Here is a 24419-nt window from a genome sequence, read left to right on the forward strand (position 1 = left end):
GCCGTCAGAGCCAATCAGGGGAGGTTGGCATGGCAAACGGGCGAGTGGTCCAGACAGCGGACAGAACCATCGGCAGCCGCCGGCTCGCGGCCCTGCTGCCCGCCGACGTCCTGGCCCGCCCCGGCTACCGGGCGCTCGCCGACGCCGTCCGCACGCTGATCCTCGACGGCCGCATCGCCCTGCACGTGCGACTGCCCTCCGAACGCGAGCTCGCCGAGGCGGTCGGCGCCAGCCGGGCCACCGTCACCGGCGCCTACGACCTGCTGCGCGAGAGCGGCTACGTACGCAGCCGGCGCGGCTCCGGCACCTGGACCGAGCTCCCGGACGGCCACCGCCCGGTCGGCGCCCACGCCCTCCTCGGCGCCGGCGGCTACAGCGCCGACGGCGATCCCGGCGTCGACCTCGCCATCGCCGCGATGGGCGCCCCGGAGGACGGCCTCGCCGCCGCCTTCGCCTGGGCGGCGCCCAGGCTGCCCCGGCTCGCCCGGGACCCCGGCTACCACCCCTTCGGCCTGCCCGACCTCCGTAGCGCCGTCGCCGACCGCTTCACCCGGCGCGGGCTCCCCACGCGCCCCGAGCAGATCCTGGTGACGGCCGGCGCCCAGCAGGCCTTCTCGCTGGTCGTCAGCCTGCTCTGCCGCCCCGGGGACCGGGTCGTGACCGAGAACCCGACCTACGCCAACGCCCTCGACGCCCTGCGCCACGCACGGCTGCGCACCGGATCCATCGCCGTCTCCGACGCGGGCTGGGACCTGGAGATAGCCGAGTCCACCCTGCGCCAGACCGTGCCCAGGCTGGCCTACGTGATCCCCGACTTCCACAACCCGACGGGCGCGCTGATGCCACCGGAGCAGCGGCTGCGCCTGCTCGCGGCGACCCGTGCCACCGGGACCTGGCTGGTCGTCGACGAGACGATCGCCGACATCGCGCTGGACGTACCCGCCCCCGCGCCGCTGGCCTCCCTCGCCCCGCGCGGCGGTGCGGACCACGTGATCACCATCGGCTCGCTCAGCAAGACGCACTGGGGCGGGCTGCGGGTGGGGTGGATCCGGGCCTCCGCGAAGATGATCACGGAGCTGACGGCCGTGCGGGTCTCCGCCGACATGACCGGCTCGGTGCTCGACCAGCTGGTCGCGCTCCCGCTGCTGGACGACATGGACCGGGACCTGCCCGCCCGGCTGGCGCAGCTACGGAGCCGACGCGAGGCCCTGGTCCGGGCGCTCCAGCGGTACACCCCGGAATGGTCCTGGCAGGTTCCGCCGGGCGGCCTCTCGCTCTGGGTCGACCTGGGCGAGTCGGTCAGCTCCGCCCTGTCCGAGCGGGCCGCCGCGGCCGGGGTGCACATCGGCCGCGGCGCCCGCTTCGGGGTCGACCCGGGCACCTTCGAACACCGGCTCAGGATCCCGTACACGCTCCCCGCCGACCGGCTCGACGAGGGCGTCCGCCGCCTCGCGAGCGCCTTCCACGACGGGGTGCCGCTGCCGTCGGCGGTGGAGCGGCCGCACTGGGTGGCTTGAGGGGAGTTTCTCCGTGGGCCTTATGCGGCCTCGCGGAAGTACCGGTTCGCCGCCGGGCGGAACATCAGCACCACCGCCGTCAGCACGGCCGCCAGGTGGACCGTCCTGCTGATGGCGAAGACCCACTCCAGGGCGTCCGCGCGGGCGAGCGCGTCGGCGAGGGACCCGCCGTCGAGGAGGTACCCGAGCGGTTCGACCACCAGCGAGGCGGTGCCGAGGACCCCGAGCCCGATCGCCAGGGTGATCCGGGCCCAGCCGGCGCCGCGGCGCATGCGTACGGCGACCAGCACGGCGGCGGTGAACACCACCAGCCGCACCGCCAGACCCGCGCCGAAGCCTTCGGCCGGATCCCGGCCCACCATCAGCGCGGTCTCGAAGGCGCCCGCGGCCACGGCGGTGACCCAGAGCGCGAAGGCGGCGCGCACGGCGGGCGGCGGGCCGGCGGCGGGGCGCTCCGCCGCCCGGCGCGCGGGGATGAAGGTGGCAGGCATCATGGGCTCGCTCTCGCTGCGGTGACTCGACGACTCGACACCCCGATGCTCCCGCCGCCCCGCACCCCGGCACCCGCCTGCTGCCCGGCCTGTCCGCCCGGGGGCAGACCCCCCTACGGGGTGCGGATCAGCCGGCGGGTGGCGGCCGCCGCGACCGCCGAGGTGCGGGAGTCGACGCCGAGCTTGGCGTAGATGTGCACCAGGTGGGATTTGACGGTGGCCTGGCTGAGGAAGAGCCTCTTGGAGATCTGCTGGTTCGACAGGCCGTCCGCGACCAGCTGCAGCACCTCCAGCTCCCGCTTCGTCAGCGCCTCCGCCGGGGTCCGCATCCGGTCCATCAGGCGTAGCGCCACCGCCGGGGCCAGGGCCGACTGGCCCGCCGCGGCCGTGCGGACGGCCGCCGCGAGCTCCTCCGGCGGGGCGTCCTTGAGCAGGTAGCCGGAGGCGCCCGCCTCCACCGCCGCCAGGATGTCCGCGTCCGTGTCGTACGTGGTCAGCACCAGCACCCGGGGCGCGCCCGGGCGGGCGGTGATCAGGGCCGTGGCCTCGGAGCCGTGCATACCGGGACCGGGACCGAACTGCAGGTCCATCAGGACCACGTCCACCGGTTCACGAGCGGCCAGCTCCACCGCCCGCTCGGCGGTCGCCGCCTCGGCCACCACCGCGAAGTCCGGTTCGGTGTCCAGCACCGCGCGCAGCCCGGCCCGGACCACCGGGTGGTCGTCGGCGAGCAGGAGACGGACGGTCACAGGGCCTCCACGGCGTGCGGACGTTCCGCGTGTTCGAGGTGTTCGAGGGGCAGCGGCAGGGTGACGGCCACGGCGGTGCCCTGGCCGGGGTCGGACTCCACGGTGAACAGCCCGCCCAGGGTCTCGGCGCGCGAGCGCATCGCGGGCAGCCCGAAACCGCCGTCGCCGGAGCCCACCGAGCCCGGTGACACCGACGCCGGGTCGAAGCCGTGCCCGTCGTCGACGATGTCCAGGGTCACCGAGGCGTCCATGAACGTCAGGGTGATCTCGGCGCGCCCGGCCCGCGCGTGCCGCACCACATTGGCCAGCGCCGACTGGGCGATCCGCAGCAGGGCCACCTCGTACGGGGTGGGCAGCACCCGCGGGGTGCCGCTCAGCGAGAACCGCACGCGCGGCCCCGGGACCCCCGCGCACAGCCGCTCCAGCGCGGCCGCCAGTGACCCGTGCTCCAGGTCCGGCGGGGTGAGGGCCCGTACGAAACGGCGGGCCTCGGCGAGGTTCTCCTGGGCCGCCTCGCGCGCCCGGGCGATGTGCTCCAGCGCCGGGGCCTGCGCCGGCAGCGCCCGCTCGGCCGCCCGCAGCAGCAATTGGATGGAGGACAGGCCCTGGGCGAGGGTGTCGTGGATCTCCCGGGCCAGCCGCTCCCGCTCGGCCAGGATCCCGGCCCCCCGCTCGGCCGCGGCCAGCTCGGCCCGGGTGGTGATCAGCTCCTCGATCAGCTCCCGGCGGCGCTCGCTCTCGCGGTACAGCGCCTGGTAGCCCAGTACGGTCGCCACCGCCACCGCCCCGCCCAGCAGCGGCCCGAGGAAGGCCCCGGGGGTCGCCGCGCCGCTGTGCGCGACGAACCCGCCGATGGCCGCGCAGGCGGTCACCGCGACGGCCGTGACCCCCCAGCGCAGCCGCAACAGCTGCAGCTCCAGGAAGTACAGCGGGAAGGCGATCCACAGCCCGTCGGGGGAGACCACGAGCAGGCCCGCCCAGGTCGCGCCGAGCCCGGCCAGCCACAGCGCCCCGGCGCGCGGCGAGCTGTGCACGGCGGGGGCCCGAACGCCGCCCGCGTAGACGAGGGCGAGCACCGCGCAGGCGGCGATCACCCAGCCTGCCCGGGCTGCGGAATCGGTGACGGCCCGCCCGGCGGCGAGCGCGAGCAGGCCGAGGAGCAGCGCGTGCAGGCACAGCCGCAGCACCTTGGACACGGGCGTCAGGGCACGCGTGGCGGGGGAGACGGAGGAAACGGGAGCAGTCATGTCCGGACCAGCGTAAGTGGGGGCGGACCGGCCCCGGTCAACCGAAAGTTTGATGTCCGGACGCACCCTTCGATACGAGGATCACTACGGTGGCGCGATGCCTTGTGTCCACGCGGAAGACCAAGGTGGGGAACATGTTCGTCGCATGGAGAGATCTACGGTTCGCCAAGGGCCGATTCGCCCTCATGGGCTCGGTCGTGCTGCTCATCACGCTGCTGGTGGGACTGCTGTCCGGGCTCACCTCCGGCCTGGCCCGGGAGAACATCTCGGCCATCACCGGTCTGCCCGCCACGCACCTGGCCTTCGCCGCGCCCACCGGGGACCAGAAGGTGTCCTTCACCAACTCCCAGGTGGCCGAGCCCGCCTGGCTGGCCTGGCGCGAGCGGCCCGGGGTGAAGGCGGCCGAGCCGCTCGGCATCCGCACCACCAACGCCGTCTCGGGTGAGCGCACCGCCGCGGTCTCGGTCTTCGGGGTGGCCTCCGCCGGGGGGCTCGCACCGCGGAACGCGGGTCTCACCCAGGGCCAGGTGGTCCTCACCGAGAAGGCCGCGAAGGAGCTGGGCGGCCTGACCGCCGGGGCCAAGCTCAAGATCGGCCCGCTGGAACTGACCGTGGCGGGCGTGTCCGGGACCGCCGCCTACAGCCACACCCCGGTCGTCTGGATGGACCTGGGCGACTGGCAGCGCGTCGGTAACCCCGGCACCTCCATCGACACCCTCGCCACCGTCGTCGCCGTCTCCGCCGGCGCCGGTGCGGACCTCGCCGCCGCGGACAAGGCCGCCGCGACCCAGGCGCAGACCGTGGACGAGGCCCTGGGCGCCATCGGCTCGTACCAGGCCGAGAACGGCTCGCTGCAGCTGATGCGCGGCTTCCTCTTCGCCATCTCCGCCCTGGTCATAGGGGCCTTCTTCACGGTGTGGACGATCCAGCGCAGCGGGGACATCGCCGTCCTGAAGGCACTGGGTGCTTCCACCCCGTACCTCCTGAAGGACGCCCTCGGCCAGGCCGTCGTGATGCTCGCCATCGGTACCGGGCTGGGGACCGCGCTCGCCGCCGGCTTCGGCGCGCTGATCAGCGGCGGCCCCGTGCCCTTCGTCCTCGACGCCGCCACGGTGCTCGTCCCCGCCGCGATCATGATCCTGCTCGGCGCGCTGGGCGCTGCCCTGTCCATCCGGCGGATCACCGCCGTCGACCCGCTGACCGCCCTCGGGAGCGCCCGATGACCCTCCTCGTCCACGACGTCACGCTGACCTACCCCGACGGCGAGAGCCGGCTCACCGCCCTGGACGCGGTCGGCCTGGAGGTGCCCGCCGGCACGCTGACGGCGGTCATCGGGCCCTCGGGCTCCGGCAAGTCCAGCCTGCTCGCGGTGGCCGCCACCCTCGTCACCCCGGACTCCGGCCGGGTCGTCGTCGCGGGCCAGGACACCACGGAGCTCGGCCCCGCCGAGAAGTCGGCCCTGCGCCGGGAGAAGATCGGCATCGTCTTCCAGCAGCCGAACCTGCTGGCCTCGTTGACCGCCGCCGAACAGCTCCAGGTCATGGCGCACCTTTCCGGCCGCCCCGCGCGCGCGGTGCGCAGGCGGGCGCTGGAGCTGCTGGACGCGGTGGGTCTGGCCGACAAGGCCGACAAGCGCCCCCACCAGCTCTCCGGCGGTCAGCGGCAGCGGATCAACATAGCCCGCGCCCTGATGAACGAGCCCGCGGTGCTGCTGGTCGACGAGCCGACCAGCGCGCTGGACCACGAGCGCGGCGCGGCCGTGCTCGACCTGCTGGTCACCCTGACCCGGGAACGCTCCACGGCCACGGTGCTGGTCACGCACGACCACGCCCACCTGGAGCGGATGGACCGCACGGCGACGATGACGGACGGCGGCCTGACGCTCGCCGCCGCCCCGGTGCGTTGAGCGGCACGGACCCGGACCAGGCATAGGCGAAGGCCCCGGCCGTCCCTCGAAGCGAGGGGCGGCCGGGGCCTTTTCCGTAGGACGGTGCGAACCTACGCGGGGCTCTGGTTGGCCAGCGCCACCGAGAGCTCGGCGGCCACGCCCTGCAGGATCGGCACGAAGGACTCGGCCACCGCCTCCGTGACCCGGCCCGCCGGACCCGAGATGGAGATCGCGGCGGCGGTCGGCGAGTTCGGCACCGACACGGCGAGGCAGCGGACTCCTATCTCCTGCTCGTTGTCGTCGACCGCGTAGCCCACCTTGCGGACCTGCTCCAACGCGTCGAGGAAGCCGTCGGGCGTGGTGATGGTCTTCTCGGTCGCCGCCGGCATCCCGGTGCGGGCCAGCAGGGCCCGTACCTCGTCGGCCGGGGTGTGGGCGAGGAGCGCCTTGCCCACACCGGTGGAGTGCGGCAGCACCCGGCGGCCGACCTCGGTGAACATGCGCATGGAGTGCTTGGAGGGCACCTGGGCGACGTAGACGATCTCGTCGCCGTCGAGGAGGGCCATGTTCGCCGTCTCCCCGGTCTCCTCGACCAGACGGGCGAGGTAGGGACGGGCCCAGGTACCCAACAGGCGCGACGCGGACTCGCCGAGGCGGATCAGACGGGGGCCGAGGGCGTACCGTCGATTGGGCTGCTGGCGTACGTAGCCGCACGCCACCAGCGTGCGCATCAGGCGGTGGATCGTGGGCAGAGGCAGACCGCTGGCGGCGGAGAGCTCGCTGAGGCCGACCTCACCCCCGGCATCGGCCATGCGTTCGAGCAGGTCGAAGGCGCGCTCGAGGGACTGGACGCCACCGCCGGCGGCGGGGGTCTTCGAGGAAGCGTCGGTGGTGCTGGCGCTGGACGTCGGCACGGCGCGGTCCTTTCGGTGCTGGCAGGCAAGGGAGCAGCCTACCCGGCGGTCGGCGTCCGTCCCAGTGCTGGGGTCGAGGTCGTCGCCGCCGGTCAGAGAGGGTTTGTCCTGGTGGCGGACGTCCTCCGGAAGTTATCCGCCCGGTTCCCGGTGGTGATAGCTACATTCTGTATAGCGAAATCTTAATTCCATCCTGTGGAAACATCCAATTGCGGTCCTGGTGGGTCGGTGGTCCGTCCGGACGCTCTTGACTGGGTACCGATCGCCGGGAAGACTCCGTCAACAGAACGTTGAATTTCGCTCTGTGGAAGTAGATGGGGAGGTTCGGTGGCCGACGTGGCTGTGGAACTGGTACTGCGCTCGACGCGCGTCATCACCCCCGAGGGGACGCGCGCCGCTTCGGTGGCCGTCGCCGGCGGGAAGATCGCGGCCGTGCTGGCCTACGAGGCCGAGGTACCGGCCGGAGCCCGGCTGGAGGACTTCGGCGACGACGTCCTGCTCCCCGGCCTGGTCGACACCCACGTCCACGTCAACGACCCGGGTCGCACCGAGTGGGAGGGCTTCTGGACGGCCACCCGCGCCGCGGCAGCCGGCGGCATCACCACGATCCTCGACATGCCGCTGAACTCCCTGCCGCCGACCACGACGACCGACAACCTGCGCGTCAAGCAGGAGGTCGCCCGTGCCAAGGCGCACGTGGACGTCGGCTTCTGGGGCGGCGCCCTGCCGGACAACGTGAAGGACCTGGCGCCGCTGCACGACGCCGGCGTCTACGGGTTCAAGTGCTTCCTGTCGCCCTCGGGCGTGGACGAGTTCCCCGAGCTCGACCAGGAGCAGCTGGCCACCTCCCTCGCCGAGATCACCGGCTTCGGTGGCCTGCTCATCGTGCACGCCGAGGACCCGCACCACCTGGACGCCGCTCCCGTCGTCCCGGGCCCCAAGTACGCCGACTTCCTCGCCTCCCGGCCGCGCGACGCCGAGAACACCGCGATCGGCAACCTGATCGCCCAGGCCAAGCGGCTGAACGCCCGCGTGCACGTGCTGCACCTGTCCTCCTCCGACGCCCTGCCGCTGATCGCCGCCGCCAAGGCCGAGGGCGTCAAGATCACCGTCGAGTCCTGCCCGCACTACCTCACCCTCACGGCCGAGGAAGTGCCGGACGGCGCCAGCGAGTTCAAGTGCTGCCCGCCCATCCGCGAGGCCGCCAACCAGGACCTGCTGTGGGACGCGCTCGCCGACGGCACGATCGACTGCATCGTCTCCGACCACTCGCCCTCCACCGCGGACCTGAAGACCGACGACTTCTCCACCGCGTGGGGCGGCATCTCCTCCCTCCAGCTGGGCCTTCCCGCCATCTGGACCGAGGCGCGCCGCCGCGGCCGGACCCTGGAGGACGTCGTCCGCTGGATGTCCGCGGCCCCCGCCGCCCTCGCCGGGCTGGCGCAGAAGGGCGCGATCGCGGTCGGCCGCGACGCCGACTTCGCCGTCCTGGCCCCTGAAGAAACGTTCACTGTGGACCCGGCCGAACTCCACCACCGCAACCAGGTCACGGCGTACGCGGGCAAGACCCTGCACGGCGTCGTGAAGTCCACCTGGCTGCGTGGCGCGCGGATCGCCGACCACGGCACCCCGACCGAGCCCACGGGCCTCCTCCTCGAAAGGCAGAACTGACCAGTGGCGATTGAATCCTTCACCGGCAACGCGAACCCGTACGGAGGCGGCGACCCGTACGCGGACTACCGCAGCGCGGAGTTCCCCTTCACCCAGTACGCGAACCTCGCCGCCCGTGAGCTGGGCGCCGGTGTCATCGCCGCCAACGACGAGTTCTTCGCCCAGCGCGAGAACCTGCTGATCTCCGAGGCCGCGCACTTCGACCCCGAGGACTTCGGCCACAAGGGCAAGGTCATGGACGGCTGGGAGACCCGCCGCCGCCGTGGCGTCTCCGCCACCCAGCCCTGGCCGACCCCCGAGGACCACGACTGGGCGCTCGTACGCCTGGGCGCCCCCGGCATCATCCGCGGCATCGTGGTCGACACCGCCCACTTCCGCGGCAACATGCCGCAGGCCGTCTCCGTCGAGGCCACCAACTGGGCGGGCGCCCTCGCGCCGACCCCGGAGGAGCTCCAGGGCGACGACGTGAAGTGGACGACCGTCGTCGCCCGCACCCCGGTCGGCGGCCACGCGGCCAACGGCTTCGAGGTGGACGCCGAGCAGCGCTTCACCCACCTGCGCGTCAACCAGCACCCCGACGGTGGCATCGCCCGCCTGCGCGTCTACGGCGAGGTCCTGCCCGACCCGAAGTGGCTCGACGCGCTCGGCTCCTTCGACGTGGTGGCCTTGGAGAACGGCGGCTCCGTCCAGGACGCCTCCAACCGCTTCTACTCCCCGCCGACCAACACCATCAACCCGGGCCGCTCCCGCAAGATGGACGACGGCTGGGAGACCGCGCGCCGCCGCGACAACGGCAACGACTGGATCCGCTACCAGCTCGTCGCCGAGTCCGAGATCCGCGCCGTCGAGATCGACACCGCGTACCTCAAGGGCAACTCGGCCGGCTGGGCCTCGCTGTCGGTCAAGACCGGCGAGGAGGGCGAGTGGACGGAGTTCCTGCCGCGCACCCGCCTGCAGCCCGACACCAACCACCGCTTCGTCCTGGACGCCCCGGCGGTCGGTACGCACGTCCGGATCGACATCTTCCCGGACGGCGGCTTCTCCCGCCTGCGCCTGTACGGCTCCCTGACGGAGTCCGGCGCGACCGCGCTGACGGCCCGCCACCAGGAACTGGGCGGCTAGTCACACCGTGCGCGAAGCCCGCCCCGGGGCCGACACCCTCGAGGCGGGCTTCGCCGGCGTTCGAGGCCGGAATCCGGATCGAGCCCCCCAGCTCAGCCTCGCCGGCGTTTGAGGCGCGGGGTCCGGGGCGGAGCCCCGTGGTACGGACCCGCACCGGACCGCCGGGGGCGCGGCCCCGCAACCCGCCCGCACGCCCGGCCTGAGGGCCCCGCACGCCCGGCCTGAGGGCCCCGCACGCCCGGCCCGAGGGCTACGCGGCGTGCCCGCCGTCCACCGCGAACTCCGCCCCCGTCACGTACGAGGCGTCCGGGCCCGCGAGGAAGGACACCACGGCCGCCACCTCCCGCGGCGCCGCGAACCGCCCGAGGGCCGTCATCGCCGCCTGCGGCCCCGCGTAGGGTCCGTCCGCCGGGTTCATGTCCGTGTCCACCGGCCCCGGGTGCACGATGTTCGCGGTGATCCCGCGCCCACCCAGCTCCCGGGCGAGTGCCTTGGTCAGCCCGGTCAGCGCCGACTTGCTCATCGCGTAGAGCGTCCCGCCCGGACCCGGCACCCGCTGGGTCATGCAGCTGCCGATCGTGATGATCCGCCCGCCGGACCCGAGGTGCGCGGCCGCGGCCTGCGTCGTGTGGAACACCCCGCGCACGTTGACCGCGAGCACCCGCTCCACGTCGGCGTGGGCCAACTCCGTCAGTGGCCCGAGCACGCCCACACCGGCGTTGTTGACGAGCACGTCGAGCCGGCCGAACCGCCGTACGGTCTCCGCGACGGCGTTCGCGACCTGGGCGGCGTCCCGCGCATCGGCCCGCAGCGCGACGGCCCGCCGCCCGAGCGCCTCGACCTTCCCGACGACCTCGGCCGCGGCCTCCGCGTCGCTGACGTAGGTGATCGCGACGTCGGCGCCGTCCTCGGCGAGCCGCAGTGCGACTGCCGCCCCGATGCCCCTGCTTCCACCGGTCACCAGGGCCACGGTGTTGTTGCTGCCCATGCCGTTCCTCCGCATCGATTGGTTGCGAATTCAATCAAATCCCCCCGGGATCCACCCCGCTGGCAGGAATCCGACCTCGCGTTCCGGGGAACGCCGGAGCGCCCTGCCAGGAGTGATCTCCTGGCAGGGCGCTCGCGGTCACCGCTGTTCGTCCTGGCTATCCGATGGTCAGGAAGGTGTTCCAGCCGTCCTCGTCACGGCCGATGGGGGCGCCGACGGTGCTGGTTCCGCCTTGGAAGAGCCACTGGTTCTCGTTGTTCCCGACGGCCCAGATGTCGGGGATGCCGTCACCGTTGGCATCGGGAGTACCGAGGACCTTGGGGTAGGCGGCCCTGCCCCAGCCGGTGGTGGCGTAGGTGTAGTCCTCGCCGCCTTCGGCGTTCGCCTTGGACTCCAGGGACGCGAGGTCGACTCCGCCGTTGACTCCCGGCTTGCCCTTGCGCAGCGCCAGGCCGCGGTTGGCGTTGGTGTTGTCCCGGAAGATCAGGTCCGGGACCTTGTCCCCGGAGACGTCGCGGACGCCGACGATGTCGCGGCCGGCCCAGCCGGTGGCCATCTTCTTGTAGGAGGCGAAGCTGGATCCGGTATAGCCGGAGAACACCCAGAAGCCGTCGGCATCCAGGGCGAACATCTCGCCCAGGCCGTCGCCGTCGATGTCCTCGGTGACGACGAGCTGCCGGAAGACGGACGGATCGGGGGCGCTGAGGGGCAGCTGCATCTGCATACGGCGGCCGACGTCGAACTGGCCGGTGCCGGTGCCGGGATAGATGTAGAGCTTGCCGTCGGGCATCCGCGCGATCAGGTCCGTGAGGCCGTCGCCGGGGTACCAGTCGGTGGCGTGACCGATGAGTGCGGACTGGCCGGTGGCCGGGTCCTTCCAGTAGCCGGGGGCCACGGGCTTGCCGTTCTCGACCGCGCCGGGGATGTAGGCGTCGGTGTCACCGGCGCTGTCTCCCGCGTAGGTGCGTAGGTTGCCGTCGTTGTCGATGGCCAGGAGGTCGGGGTGGCCGTCTCCGGTGACATCGCCGGGCGTGTCCTGGCCGGGCCGCGGCCGGACGAGGAAGCCGTAGGTGCTCTGGGTGGAGATGTTGCCGGACTTGCCGACGGTGCGGACGTAGAGGACGTTCGGGCCGGTGGTGTCCACCTGGAGCGGGACGGAGACCGTGTCACTGCCCGGGTTGGGTACGGCCTTCTGGTCGAAGGAGGGCCGGTTCAGGCTCCACTGGTACTCGCGGATGTCCTCCACCTTGGCGCCGTTGCCCTTGATGGTGAAGCTCTGTCCCGTCGTGCCGGCGGGCTCCGTGCTCCACTCGTTGAAGTCGTCGCCCTGCGGCGGGAAGGCGGCGGAGGAGACGGCCGGGTTGGGCGGGACGGTGTGGCTGACGGTGAAGGTGCACCAGCCACCGCCACCGGAGTCGTTCGGGCCGCTGTCTGACCACGCGCCGTCCTTGTCCGTGGCGCGTGAGAGCCAGAAGTAGGTCTGGCCGTCGGTGAAGGTGTTCCAGGGCACCTCGGCGGTGACGACGCCGTCGCTGTTGGGCACGAACCACTGGTCGAAGACCGGCTGTCCGCCGGCGGCGGGCCACACCAAGATCTGGACCTTGTCGAGGTTGCCGTCGCGGTCGGTGCCCTTCGCCTGGAAAGTGACGTTGGTCTTGCCGATACCGGTTCCGGGCCAGCTGGTCAGGCACGGGCCGCCGGGGAAGGTCTGCATGTTCGCCGCGATCGGCGTGTCCGGGCGCGAGTTGTAGACGACGTCGATGTACGGAGCGGTCTCGCCGTTGGCGAGGAACTTCTTCCAGTAGTACGAGTCAGACTCGTTCGGGGCGGCGAAACCCAGGGACAGCGCCCCCCATCTGTTGTTGGCTGCTTCGGCGACGAGGCCCTTGATGTCGGGTGCGATCCAGTCGTCGGGGCACGCGCTGTCGTGGCCGTATCCCGAGTACTCCGAGGCGACCACTCTTCCCCAGTGGGCCGCGTTGTTGGTGTTCTTCCAGGTGCTCGACGACGTGATGTACGGGGTCGCGTAGATGAGCATCTGTTTGGTGTCGCACGACCACGAATAGGTCTGCAACGCCCGAACGCGGGCCGAGATGATTTCGGACCCGTGGAGCTGGCTGCCGAAGTCGAAGTTGAAAATGGAACGGGAGGTACCGCCGCTCGTGGACTCGTATCCGACGCGGGCTTCGTGCGCGCCGCTCGCGTTGAAGTTCTGCCCGTTGTAGAAGCTCGCGTTCTCTGCCGTCTTGTAGAGCAGGGTCCAGGCGTGCTTGTGCCCCTTGAAAGAGGGGTCGATGAAAACCGGATAGACCGTTTCCGGGGCATTGAGCAGTGCATTGTCCGGGGTGAGGGACAGTGCATTGTCGGCAAGCGCCGCCGCCACGGGCTTCAGGCGCGCGCCCTCCGCACCGGCCAGGCCGGCCAGGGCCAGCGTCGGGTGCTGCTTCGCGACGGTGGTCGGCTTCCACGCCGGCTGGTTGTCGGTGGTGGCGACCTTGCCGCTGGAGTCCCACATCATCGGGGTCGGCGAGCCCGCGATCTCCTCGCCCTTGGCGTCACGGGCACTCAGCGCGTCCGACTCGTCGTCCAGGTGGAACGTCATGTCGGGGCTGGCCAGACGGTACTTCAGCTGCCCCAGCAGCGGGTCGGCCGCCGCCTGCTTGTCCTTGACGACCAGCAGGTGGGAGTAGCCGCCGTCCTGGGCGGTCATCACCAGGTCGATCCCGGGGCGGACGTTCTCGTACAGGGCGCGCGGGCCGTCGATGACAGGCGCGGGCAGGGCACCGGGCCAGCTGACGGTCATGTCGTGGCCGTCGGTGGTCAAGTGGACCAGTTCGGTCCACTCCCGGCCGGGCGTATCCTGCCGCAGGCCCACCCGGTTCAGGCCGCGAGCAGCGCGTTCCCTGCCGCCTGCCTGTTCCTTGGACCCCCCGCTGAAGAGGACGCGGCCGTTGACGGCCTTGGCCGCGTAGCTGTCCTTCACCCGTTCCAGACCGGTGTCGATGGGCTTCCACTGCCCGTTCACGTTGGCGCGGAAGGCCGAACTGAAGATCTGCTTGCGGAACGAGCCGTCTGGCTGCGCCCATGTCGTGGTGTTGGCGCTGCGCGCGGTGGTGACCTCGACTTCTTCGCCGCTCTTCTGGGCCAGTTGCCGCGCCTGTGGTTCGTCGACCCGAGCGTCCTTGTCGGGTCGGTTGTGCACTTTCCCGTCGCCGGTCACGTGGACGCCGACGGGCACCGCGACAGCGGTGGCCACCAGCATGGCCAGAGCCCCCAGGGTGCGCCGGCGCCTGTACCACCTACGCGCGGGTGCGGGGGCTTCTCTTTCAGCCCTTTGTGGCGGACTTTGGCCCGCGGAATCGCTGACAGACACGAGGTACTTCTCCCCCCTCGGGCGGCCGGAATGGCAGCCCTCGGCACTCACTAAATAATTTAGGCCATTGGCCTGAAACCGGTGAACAGCTCGCTCTGTCACTGCATTTCAGGCGAAGGGCGTGCGAGCTGAGCATGAACCATCTCTCCGACATCTTCACCCCTTGCATCGCCTGCCGGGCGTGTCGTTAGCGGGCGATTTGCGTCGAATACCCCAGGGTATACACCCGGTGCAGTGACAAAGCCCACACCGAAGAGCGGAACTGTGGCTTTTCCGATTCACGGGCCACAGAATCGGTGGCTAATTGTCAGTTTCCTGCCTGCCATGCTCCATTGCCGTGGCGGCAGAGCGTGGGGGGGTCCACATGTCGCCGTTCTCGGCGAACAATTTCCGCCTGCCCGGAAACAGAAAGGCGCGCGCGAGACGCCCGCGCCTCGCCGGGCGCGCCGGCATCACTCTCTCCGTGGTGCTGGTCGCAACTCTTCTGCCCGTCCAGGCCTGGGCGGCGCCACCGGGCGACCGCAGCGGTGTCGAGCTGCCCGGCCTCCAGAAGGACCTCAAGGTCAGGCCTGACCAGGCCGCCATGGACGCGCTCGGTCGATGGGTGGGTGATCCTCCGAAGCCGCTCGAGGACTACACCCCGACTGCGGTCGCGCCGCCCGCGGAAGCCTCGGCCAGCATCCCGCTGGCTCCTACGCCTTCTGCCGACTTCGTCCAGGTCGGCTCGCTCCCGGTCAGCATCGGCAAGGTGCCAGGGACGGGTACCGCCCCGACGGGTACGTGGTCGGCGGCCGTCGAAGGCCGCGCGAAGACCGAAGCCGCCGGTGTGGACGGTGCCATCATCAAGATCACGCCGCCGGTCGACGCCGTGCATCCGGTCGACGTCGCTCTGGACTACTCGAAGTTCCAGGATCTTTACGGCACGGAGTGGGCCTCGCGCCTGAAGCTGCGGCAGTATCCCGCGTGCTTCCTCGAGCATCCTGAACTGCCGGAATGTTCGGTCTCCGTTGACGTTCCGAGCTCGAACGACGCCGGTGGCAAGAAGGTCATCGCGACCCTCGACCCGGTCGCGGCCCCCGTTGAGGGCATGCGGACCATGAGCGTCGGCGGCGCCGCGGGCGCCATGGCGGTCGTCGCCTCCGACGGGGCGGCGGGCGCGGGCGGCTCGTACAAGGCGACCTCCCTCTCGCCGTCGGGTTCATGGACCGCCGGTGGCAGTGGGGGCGGCTTCTCCTGGACCTACCCGCTGACGGTGCCCCCGGCGCCGGCGGGCCCCACCCCGTCCATCGCGTTCTCGTACTCCTCGCAGGCGGTGGACGGCAGGACGTCCGTGACAAACGGTCAGGCGTCCTGGGTCGGTGACGGCTGGGACTACAACCCTGGCTTCGTCGAACGTCGGTACCGCTCCTGTTCCGACGACCTGAAGGCCTCGTCGAGCGGCAGGCCGAACAACGACAACGCCACGGACAAGAAGAAGGGCGACCTGTGCTGGGCCGGCGACAACGTCGTCCTGTCGCTCAACGGGTCGACGACCGAACTCGTCCACGACGCCGCGAGCGGTGCCTGGGTCCCCGTCACCGATGACGGCTCCAAGGTCGAGCTCAAGACCGGCAGCGGCAACGGCGCGAAGGACGGCGAATACTGGGTCGTCACCACGCGCGACGGCATGCGCTACCACTACGGGCGCCACAACGTCGGCACCCACGGGGACGGCACCTCACCCGAGACCGTGACCGACTCCGTCTTCACCGTCCCGGTCTTCGGCAACCACCCTGGCGAGCCGTGCTATCAGGCGGCCTACGCGAACTCATCCTGCATGCAGGCCTGGCGCTGGAACCTCGACTACGTCGAGGACGTCCACGGCAACGCCATGGTCATCGACTGGGCGAAGGAAGAGAACCGTTACGCCAAGAACGAGAAGGTCAACGAGAAGGACCGCGCCAAGGTCGGATACATCCGCGGTGGATACCCGACCCGCATCCTCTACGGACTCCGCGCTGACAACCTCGCCGGTGCCCCCGCGGGTCGGGTCGAGTTCGGGGTGGAGCAGCGGTGCTTCGAGGAGCAGAACATCTCCTGCGCCGACTCCCTGTTCGGTTCCAAGAACGGGATCGGGTGGTACGACACCCCCGCCTCGCTGAACTGCAAGATGGACGCGGCGGTCTGCGAAACCTTCTCCCCCACGTTCTGGTCGCGCATGCGCCTGGACCGTGTCACTACCTACGGTCAGCGGACCGAGGGCTCCACGGCGCTCACCAAGGTCGACCAGTGGGCCCTCAAGCAGTCGCTGCCCAAGCACCGCACCGATACGAGCCCGCCGTTGTGGCTGGAGTCCATCACCCGGACGGCCTACGGCGCCAAGAACAGCACCCTCGGCGTCTCACTGCCGCCGGTCTCCTTCAAGGCCAATGCGGTGGACATGCCCAACCGTGTCCTGAAGGCCGACCGGAACGGGAAGCCTGACGCCGCGCCGGACTTCGACAGGCTCCGGGTGGGCACCATCCTCACCGAGACCGGTGGTGAGATCGAGGTCAAGTATTCGGCCCCGTGCGCGAAGGGGACGAGCGTTCCCGACCTGGCGAAGAACACCACGCGCTGCTTCCCCGTGCACTGGTCCGCGGACTCGGGCTTGGACCCGGACAAGGTCCCGCCGATCGAGCTGTTCAACAAGTACGTCGTGGACAGCGTGGTCGAGAAGGACCGGGTGGCACAGCGCCCCGACGTCAGGACCAGCTACACGTACGAGGATGCCGCCTGGGCCAAGGACGACGACGAGTTCACCAAGCCCGACCGGCGTACCTACAGTCAGTGGCGCGGCTACGCCGCCGTCCTCACGACAACAGGTGCGACCGAGAACACGGGTAAGGCCGACGCGACCGAGCAGAGCCAGACCCGGAAGCGGTACTTCCGAGGTCTGTCCACCGACGCGGCCAAGGTCACCGTCAAGGATTCCACCGGCACGGAAGAGCTCGGAGAGGACCTGCCGCAGTACCAGGGCCAGATTGCCGAGACCATCACCTACAGCAGGGCCGGGGGCAGCGTCGAGAGTCGCCAGCTGACCTGGCCGCGAAGCGTGGAAACGGCGAGGCGCAAGAGGACCGGCACCAGCGATCTGATCGCCCACCAGACGGGAATCGCCCGGACCGACGACATCGAGTCCGTCAGTGGTGGCAAGTCCCGTGCGGAGCGCACCCTTAGCACCTACGAGGGGAGGGAGGCATACGGTCTCCTCAAGACGACGCAAACGGATGTCCTGGAGAACAAGGGCACCGGGTGGACCACCGTCAAGCAGTCCTGTACCAAGCTCAAGTACGTCCACAACCCCGCGAACAACCTGATCGGTCTGCAGTCCGAGAAGGTCGAGACGACGGGTGACTGCTCCGGCGGTGGCGTCGAGGCCGGCACGCGCCTCAGCGCCATCCGCGTCTCCTACGACGCGGTCAATGCCTTCGGCACCGCGCCCACCAAGGGCCTCCCGTACCAGGTCGACAGCACGGACGCGGCAGGCACCGGCTGGACGACGTCCGGACGCACCGAGTACGACGCCCTCGGCCGCGCCATCAAGACGTACGACGCCGCGGGCAACCCGTCGGGCATCGCGTTCAGTCCTCCGACCGGACCGGCGTTCTCCACCACGACGACCAATGCCCTCGGGCACACGGTGATCACCAAGGTGGACCCGGCCCGCGGCAGCGTCCTGGAATCGACCGACGCGAACGGTCGCAAGGTCACCACGGTGTACGACGAGTTGGGGCGGAGCAGGGAGGTACGGACGCCTTCGCAGAAGCCCACGGACCCGGCGGCCTACACCTTCGAGTACCAGATCGCCGAGCTCAAGACGCCAGCTGTCATCTCCCGCGCCCTCAAGGACAACGGCACCTACAGCACCTCCATCGCGATCTACGACGGGTTGCTGCGACCGCGCCAGAGCCAGAGCGAGGGGCCGGGCGGCGCACGGCTGATCACGGACACCCTGCACAGTGCGAACGGAACGGTCAGCCAGACCGACATTGGCTACCTCGCCGAAGGCAAGGTGAGCACGGAGCTGTACGTTCCCAGGTCGGTCACCGAGGTACCCAGTTCCACCCAGACCGCCTATGACGGCCTCGGCCGCGCCGTGCGCGTCACCAGCCTGGAGAAGGGCGAAGCCCGCCGGTCCGCCGTCACGCAGTACGGCGGCGACTGGACACTGACCCGTAGCGGGATGTCGCCCACCGGGTCGGCGCCGCTGCCCGGCAGCCGCGCCGTCAAGACGTGGACCGACGCCCTGGGCCGCACCTCCGAGATCGAGCACTACACCGCCACCGACCTCAGCACGTCGACCAGGACCGGCTACACCTACGACGTGCGCGGCAAGCTGGCCAAGGTCACCGACACGGCCGGCAACAACTGGACCTACACCCACGACGCCCGCGGACGGATGACCACGTCGCAGGACCCCGACACGGGCCGGTCGACGTTCACCTACAACAACCTCGACCAGCAGGTCTCGAGCACCAACGTCGACAACGTCACCCAGTACACGTCGTACGACGTACTCGGCCGTAAGACCGCGCTGCGTGACGACTCCGAGACAGCCGACCCCATCGCCACCTGGACCTACGACACCCTCCCGGGCGGCAAGGGCCAGCCCGTCGCCTCCACCCGCAAGTGGGGCGCCGGCTCGTACAAGACCGAGGTCACGGGCTACGACAGCGAGTACCGGCCGACCGGTTCGAGGATCACCATCCCGGACCTGCCCGCTACGAAGGGTCTGGCCGGTACTTATGCCTACAGCACCACGTACACCCCCACCGGCAAGGTCCAGTCGACGACCCTCCCGGCCACGATCGGCGGGCTCGCCGCCGAGAAGCTGATCACCCGCTACAACGCCGACGGCATGGTGCAGACCATGTCCGGCCTGTCCTGGTACACCGCGGAAACGGTCTACAGCCCCTACGGTGAGATCCTGCGCACCGCCTCCGGCAACGCACCCCACCGCGTGTGGACCACGAACACCTTCGACCCCCACACCGGACGAGTCGCCTCGGCGACCAGCCACAAAGAGACGCGCGACTCCGCGTCCGGCTCGAATCTCCTCTCCTCCCTCAGCTACACGTACGACGCGGTCGGCAACCCGACCGCCATCAAGGACACCTACCCCGGCACCACCCCGCAGTCCCCGACCCTCGTCGACCGTCAGTGCTACAGCTACGACGCCATGGGCCAGCTCGTACGCGCCTGGACGGGCAAGACGGAAGGCTGCCCCACCGGTCCCACAGGCCCGGAACGCACGGAGGTGGGATCGGGTACGCCGAGTGACGCCTACTGGCAGGACTACCAGTTCGACGCCGTAGGCAACCGCACCAAGCTCACCGATCGCGACCCGACCAACAGCGCCCTCGACGACGAGACGACGTACTCCTACGGCGTGGAGATCACGGGCGGCGCCCTCCCCAACCCCAAGAAGCAGCCCCACGCCCTGACCAAGGTCAACAAGACCACCAGGACGCCCGGCTCCACGATCGACTCCCTGTCCACCTACACCTACAGCACGTCGGGCAACACCAAGACCCGCACCATCGACGGCGACACCCAGAACCTCAACTGGGACCGCCGCAACAAACTCCTCTCGGCCACCAGCCCCGGCATCGGCTCCGTCGCGGTCACGGGCCTCTCCGGCAAGTGCCTCGACGTCCAGGACGGCAACACCGCCGACGGCACTCCCGTCCAACTGCTGTCCTGCAACGAGACCAAACCCCAGCAGTGGCGCATCACCGGCGACACCGTCCAGGCTCTCGGCAAGTGCCTCACCTCCGAGAATGGCAAGGCCGTCCTGAAGGCCTGCAAGCCGGGCGAGCCGAGCCAGAAGTTCACCTACCGGGAGACGGACAAGGCCCTCCACACCGGCACCGACCAGTGCCTCACCGTCCCCGACGACAACGACGCCGAGGGCAACGACCTGCACACCTCCAAGTGCGCCGGTCCCGCCCCGACCGCGGCCCAGCAGTGGAGTTTCGGCAACCTCACCAGCTACCTCTACGACGCGTCCGGCAATCGGGTCATCCAGGAAACCGGCAGCGCCCGCACCCTCTACCTCGGCGAAACCGAGATCACCGTCGACAAGGCCGGCAAGGCCATGGACGCCGTCCGCTACTACAGCAGCCCCGGCGCCCCGACCACGGTCCGCCGCACCAGCGGCAAGACCACCGGCCACACCCTGTCGCACCTGCTCACCGACCGCCACAACACCGCGACCATCAGCGTCGAGCAGAAGGCCGGCCAGCCGACCGCCCGCCGCAAGTCCGACCCGTACGGCAACCCCCGCGGCAGCCAGCCCTCAAGCTGGCCCGGAGACCGCTCCTTCCTCGGCACGGGCAACGACGACAACACCACGGGCCTGATCCACATCGGCGCCCGCGAATACGAGGCCGGCACCGGCCGCTTCATCACGGTCGACCCGATCATCGACATCACCGACCCGCTCCAGATGAACGGGTACACCTACGCCAACGGCAACCCCATCACCAACCTGGACCCGGACGGCCTCAAGTACTTCGAGGGCGACAGCGACGGCGGCTTCCAGGCAGAGGCCAGCAAGGTGGTGCAGGTCGCGCAGAAGCGCATCACCCAGCGCGCCGCACGGGAAGCCGACCACCGCCTCTGCTCACGCGATCCCGAATGCCGGGGAAGCAGCCGCAAGGGTGGCTTGACCGTCATGACGAAGACGAAGGAACCCTCGACCTGGAACAACATCTGGACGGGCTTGGTCCGAGGCTACGCAAGTGCCGACCAGCTGACGCCGCATGGCCGGATTCTGTCGCTTTTCGGTCTCGCCGGACGGGACCAGGCCAACGGGCTGTTCAACAAGCTCGGAATCGCATCCGATGAGAATGCGATCGAATCCATACTCGCAGAAGCTCTGGCCCCGATGCCGCCGGTTGCCAAGGCGGCAGCAGGACCGACGGCAGCCAGGCGAGCTGGCGACTTCCTGAAGAGGGTGTTCGGCAGATGTAACAGCTTCGTGGCCGGAACGAAGGTCCTCCTCGCGAACGGGACCAGCAAACCGATCGAGCAATTGGCCGTCGGTGACGAAGTACAGGCCGTCGACCCCGAAACCGATGAAACCGGTGCCAAGGCGGTAACCGCCACCATCTACACCGAGGACGACAAGAAGTACACCGACGTCAGCATTCAGACCGACGACGGCGTCAAAACCATCACCACGACAGACCACCACCCCTTCTGGTCCGAAACCGACCAGGTATGGAAGAACGCCGGCGACCTCAAGCCGGGCGAGAACCTCAGAACCGACGAAGGCGCATCGGTCGCCGTAGCTGCGACCCACACATACGAGACGTTCAACGAGACATACAACCTCACCGTCGCCGACCTCCACACGTACTATGTGCTCGCCGGTGCTACGCCAGTCCTAGTTCACAACTGCGACATCGACGGCGAGTACCTTTACCGAGGCGTCGGAGACGGGCATAGGCAGCATGCGGCTGCGCTTGAAGGTAGAGCCGTTCCGCGGTTGGGCGACGGCTTCCATTCGGATCCTATACGGCATGTCGGTAACGACACGGGGAGTGTCTTTACTTCCTGGACTCATGATATCGAGCGAGCCATGGAAGAGGTTGAAGAGTGGGGGCCGGGCAGTGTAGTGATGCGGATCCGTCGTTCAGATCTCCAGGTTCCTGTCGGACCGAGCAGAGATATTCAGATTCATGGCACTGAATACGATGGGGGTTGGGCAGAGGCAGAGCACCTAATCGTTAGTGATATCGATGCATCGGAGATCAGCATAGGTGGCGGGCCGTGGTTTAACCCGCGTGCTCGATAGGGACGAGAATGAACAGAGATGAGCTGATGCAGGCACTGGCTGTCGCATCTGCTGTCAACGTGCAGGCCAGGGCCGCGCTTGCGGCTGGAGCTGCCTTCGAAATCTGGCCAAGAAGGATCCCTGCCGTCAGATTGCATCACACATACAGTCGAAGATTGCGGAGGCTGCAAGACCTCAATCGCCCACCGCTGGGTGGCGAGGAAGCTGTGGCCAATCTGGCGGCAAGCGGTAGTGAAGATCTCCTGATCGGCTATATCGACGACCGGGAAGGGGGCGGATGTTTCTTCCAGCTGTTTCTTAGTCCCGATCTGACAAGGGTGGTCGGGTGTATCGGCCTGCAAGCTCCTCCTACATGAGATGGGTTGATCTTGTGCTGGTGACCGAGCAGAGTTCTCCTGATTATGCATCAATTCGTTCGGAGTGCCGAGGGAGTAGGTCGAAAGGCTCGCCACGCTCTGGATTCCGCTCTGCGTGGAATTAGGCATCGCGGACCGTTACAACATCACAGTCCCCAACGGCCCTTTTGGATCTGTTTCCGGTAGGGCCGTTGGGGTGTCTGACGGCAGTAGTTGACGGCAACGTCAGCGGACGGCTGCTGCTCCAAGCGGTAGGCAGACGCTGGCGTCTGAACTGGCTTCGATGGGGTTGTGGAGAGTGCCAGCCGAGGACGTCGACGGCGGTGCCGAAGATGAGCACCACGACGAGCTCGCTCGAGCCAACGCGACCTACCAGAAAGCACTCCACAAGCGCTCTCAACGCGTAGGAGACCACAGGTCCGATGTGGAAACATCCAGCGCACGGGCACAGGCAGCAACAAGGGCCGGAGAGGCGGGCTTCTGCCCGCACTCCACCTTCGACAGTAGCGACTTCGACAGGTGAGCCCGCTTCGCCAGTCCCTGCTGCGTCAGGCCACGCTGTTTGCGGATGCGGGCGATCCGAGCGCCGGCGTGCTTGGCCACGGGCCAGCACCTGCGAGCCCGAGGCTCCGACCACACTCCAGCCGGAAGACCAGCCGACGGGCACTGCGTACCCGCCGAAGCGGGATGCGTCCAAACTTATGCTTCACTGTTCGGCTGATCCTGGGCGGTGTGGTGGGGGTACCGCCTGAGTGCGGATCCCGCCTTGGGGGGCCACTCCAACACCGGCCCCACAACGTCGCTGTGCTCCTCGCACCAGAAGACGGGGACCACGCCGCCGCAGTCGTGACGCTTGCACACGCAGCCTCCGCCCGGCCCTGCATAGGCGACGCCGTGGCGTACCAGCCCGCTCCGTGCACCTGACGCGGCGGTGCCGCGCAGGCCGGCCGGCCAGGCCAGCGTGAGGCGCAGGCCTCCCGATCCCGACCGGAACCGGTCGATCACGCCTACCTCGCCCAGGACTGCCAGGGGCGGTGTCCCGGGCGTGGCCCGGTGCTTCACGGTCAACCCGAACGTGCCCCCGGCCAGGGCCACGAGGGTGTCGGCGTCCTCGTCGGTGGACCAGCCGGACAACCGGTCCTCGTCCTCGGCGTCGTCGGCCAGGAGCAGCTGCGGGTCCTCGATCCTGAACCGGCGCGTACTGCCCCCGACGCCGGCCACGATCAGGGCGGCGGACGGTGCCTCCGTGGGTGCGTACAGCGGGAGTTCGACGACGGTGAGCCGGCCGCCGTTGCGGTCGCAGAACCTCCGTAAGGGCTCGGCGTGGTGGGTGCTGCCGTTGTCCCAGGCTGCGGACGAGGCGTCCCGCAGCGCCGCAGATGGAAGGAGACACCCCTCCACCTATTCCCCTGTGCACAGGATCGGCCCACGTACCGACACCGTTGCTGTAGGTGCAGCACTGCAACACTGTGGCGCATGTGGTGGGTCGTGCTGCCTGCCCCGGTCCCGGAGACTCGGCTCCAATGCGCGCACATATGGACCGATCGGTCGAAACGGCTGGATTCTTGCGTGGCGTCGCGATGAGTTCGTGGGGGTCCGGGAGTCTGCCTCTGTGTGCTGACGATCTACGAGGAGCGCAGAGCCATGGGGAAGCTGACCCTGACCACCTTCGTGACGATGGACGGCGTGATGCAGGCCCCCGGCGGGCCCGAGGAGGACCCCAGCGGCGGGTTCGACTACGGCGGGTGGGTCGCGCCGTTCGCCGACGAGGGGATGGGGGAGTTCATCACCGAGGTGTTCGCCCGGGCCGGGGCGTTCCTGCTCGGGCGCAAGACGTACGAGATCTTCGCCGCGTACTGGCCGAAGCATGACGACCCCGCCGACCCCGTGCCCGCCAACCTGAACCGGCTGCCCAAGTACGTGGCCTCGACGACCCTCCACGAGCCGGCCTGGGGACCGGTCACCGTGCTCGACGGGGAGCACCTGCAGAGCGAGATCGTACGGGTCAAGGACACGCTGGACCGGGAGTTCCAGGTGCACGGCAGCGGGCAGCTCGCCCAGTGGCTGCTGGCCCGGGACCTCGTCGACGAGCTGAACCTGCTGGTCTTTCCCGTGGTCCTCGGCGCCGGGCGGAGGCTGTTCCCCACCGGCGGGCTGCCGACCGCCTACGAGCTGGCGGGTTCCCGTACGACATCGGCCGGCACGGCCATCCACACCTACCGGCCGACGGGCCGGGCCGCCTTCGGCACGGTCGGCGAGTAGGGGTCACGGGACGCGGCGG

At 69.7% G+C, this 24419-nt stretch carries 16 protein-coding genes; 8 read left to right on the forward strand and 8 right to left on the reverse strand.

What is annotated here, in order from left to right; all coding sequences use genetic code 11:
- The first annotated feature begins 29 nt into the window (after window positions 1-29).
- The gene (locus AB8A24_RS23355; protein WP_328960990.1) at window positions 30-1517 is read left to right on the forward strand and encodes a PLP-dependent aminotransferase family protein; all 1488 of its coding nucleotides are present in this window, start codon (window positions 30-32) and stop codon (window positions 1515-1517) included.
- Window positions 1518-1537: 20 nt separating this feature from the next.
- Here the strand turns inward: AB8A24_RS23355 and AB8A24_RS23360 are convergent, their stop codons facing one another.
- The 3 genes from AB8A24_RS23360 to AB8A24_RS23370 all read right to left on the reverse strand — a co-directional run bounded on the left by AB8A24_RS23360 (window position 1538) and on the right by AB8A24_RS23370 (window position 4004).
- Window positions 1538-2011, reverse strand: coding sequence for a hypothetical protein (locus AB8A24_RS23360; protein ID WP_369477472.1), 474 nt, complete (start codon window positions 2009-2011; stop codon window positions 1538-1540).
- Between the two features lie 110 nt (window positions 2012-2121).
- The gene (locus AB8A24_RS23365) at window positions 2122-2757 is read right to left on the reverse strand and encodes a response regulator transcription factor (RefSeq protein ID WP_161295889.1); all 636 of its coding nucleotides are present in this window, start codon (window positions 2755-2757) and stop codon (window positions 2122-2124) included.
- Window positions 2754-4004 (reverse strand): sensor histidine kinase, encoded by a 1251-nt coding sequence (locus AB8A24_RS23370; RefSeq protein WP_369477475.1) that lies wholly within the window; start codon window positions 4002-4004, stop codon window positions 2754-2756. Before AB8A24_RS23370 ends, AB8A24_RS23365 begins: the two co-directional genes overlap by 4 nt.
- Window positions 4005-4138: 134 nt before the next feature.
- On the opposite strand from AB8A24_RS23370, the gene AB8A24_RS23375 reads away from it, so the two are divergent.
- Window positions 4139-5227, forward strand: a complete 1089-nt coding sequence (locus AB8A24_RS23375; RefSeq protein WP_328960987.1) for an ABC transporter permease — start codon at window positions 4139-4141, stop codon at window positions 5225-5227.
- A complete protein-coding gene (locus AB8A24_RS23380) occupies window positions 5224-5910 on the forward strand; it encodes an ABC transporter ATP-binding protein (protein WP_369477477.1) in 687 nt (228 codons plus the stop codon). The genes AB8A24_RS23375 and AB8A24_RS23380 overlap by 4 nt, the downstream gene beginning before the upstream one ends.
- Before the next feature lie 92 nt (window positions 5911-6002).
- Here AB8A24_RS23380 and AB8A24_RS23385 read toward each other — a convergent pair whose 3' ends face one another.
- Window positions 6003-6806, reverse strand: a complete 804-nt coding sequence (locus AB8A24_RS23385; protein WP_328960985.1) for an IclR family transcriptional regulator — start codon at window positions 6804-6806, stop codon at window positions 6003-6005.
- 327 nt (window positions 6807-7133) lie between these two features.
- Here AB8A24_RS23385 and allB point away from each other — a divergent pair, with 327 nt between their 5' ends.
- Together allB and alc are read left to right on the forward strand one after the other, a co-directional pair.
- Window positions 7134-8477 carry an allantoinase AllB gene (gene allB, locus AB8A24_RS23390; RefSeq protein ID WP_369477480.1) on the forward strand — a complete coding sequence of 448 codons (1344 nt, stop codon included), beginning with the start codon at window positions 7134-7136 and terminating at the stop codon, window positions 8475-8477.
- A gap of 3 nt (window positions 8478-8480) precedes the next feature.
- Entirely contained in the window at window positions 8481-9599 is a 1119-nt protein-coding gene (alc, locus tag AB8A24_RS23395; RefSeq protein ID WP_369477482.1) for an allantoicase, read from the forward strand.
- 250 nt (window positions 9600-9849) lie between these two features.
- Here alc and AB8A24_RS23400 read toward each other — a convergent pair whose 3' ends face one another.
- Together AB8A24_RS23400 and AB8A24_RS23405 are read right to left on the reverse strand one after the other, a co-directional pair.
- Window positions 9850-10587 carry an SDR family oxidoreductase gene (locus tag AB8A24_RS23400; RefSeq protein WP_369477484.1) on the reverse strand — a complete coding sequence of 246 codons (738 nt, stop codon included), beginning with the start codon at window positions 10585-10587 and terminating at the stop codon, window positions 9850-9852.
- A gap of 157 nt (window positions 10588-10744) precedes the next feature.
- Window positions 10745-13849, reverse strand: coding sequence for a DNRLRE domain-containing protein (locus tag AB8A24_RS23405; RefSeq protein ID WP_369477486.1), 3105 nt, complete (start codon window positions 13847-13849; stop codon window positions 10745-10747).
- Between the two features lie 577 nt (window positions 13850-14426).
- On the opposite strand from AB8A24_RS23405, the gene AB8A24_RS23410 reads away from it, so the two are divergent.
- Both AB8A24_RS23410 and AB8A24_RS23415 read left to right on the forward strand, forming a co-directional pair.
- Window positions 14427-21782 carry a ricin-type beta-trefoil lectin domain protein gene (locus AB8A24_RS23410; protein ID WP_369477488.1) on the forward strand — a complete coding sequence of 2452 codons (7356 nt, stop codon included), beginning with the start codon at window positions 14427-14429 and terminating at the stop codon, window positions 21780-21782.
- Between the two features lie 8 nt (window positions 21783-21790).
- The gene (locus tag AB8A24_RS23415; RefSeq protein ID WP_369477490.1) at window positions 21791-22138 is read left to right on the forward strand and encodes a hypothetical protein; all 348 of its coding nucleotides are present in this window, start codon (window positions 21791-21793) and stop codon (window positions 22136-22138) included.
- A gap of 396 nt (window positions 22139-22534) precedes the next feature.
- Here the strand turns inward: AB8A24_RS23415 and AB8A24_RS23420 are convergent, their stop codons facing one another.
- Entirely contained in the window at window positions 22535-22777 is a 243-nt protein-coding gene (locus AB8A24_RS23420) for a helix-turn-helix domain-containing protein (RefSeq protein ID WP_369477492.1), read from the reverse strand.
- A gap of 60 nt (window positions 22778-22837) precedes the next feature.
- Window positions 22838-23539, reverse strand: coding sequence for a hypothetical protein (locus AB8A24_RS23425; RefSeq protein ID WP_369477494.1), 702 nt, complete (start codon window positions 23537-23539; stop codon window positions 22838-22840).
- 243 nt (window positions 23540-23782) lie between these two features.
- Here AB8A24_RS23425 and AB8A24_RS23430 point away from each other — a divergent pair, with 243 nt between their 5' ends.
- Window positions 23783-24400 (forward strand): dihydrofolate reductase family protein, encoded by a 618-nt coding sequence (locus AB8A24_RS23430; RefSeq protein WP_369477496.1) that lies wholly within the window; start codon window positions 23783-23785, stop codon window positions 24398-24400.
- Window positions 24401-24419: the final 19 nt, after the last annotated feature.

The sequence above is a fragment of the Streptomyces sp. BF23-19 genome, assembly GCF_041106355.1.
Lineage (GTDB): Bacteria > Actinomycetota > Actinomycetes > Streptomycetales > Streptomycetaceae > Streptomyces > Streptomyces virginiae_A.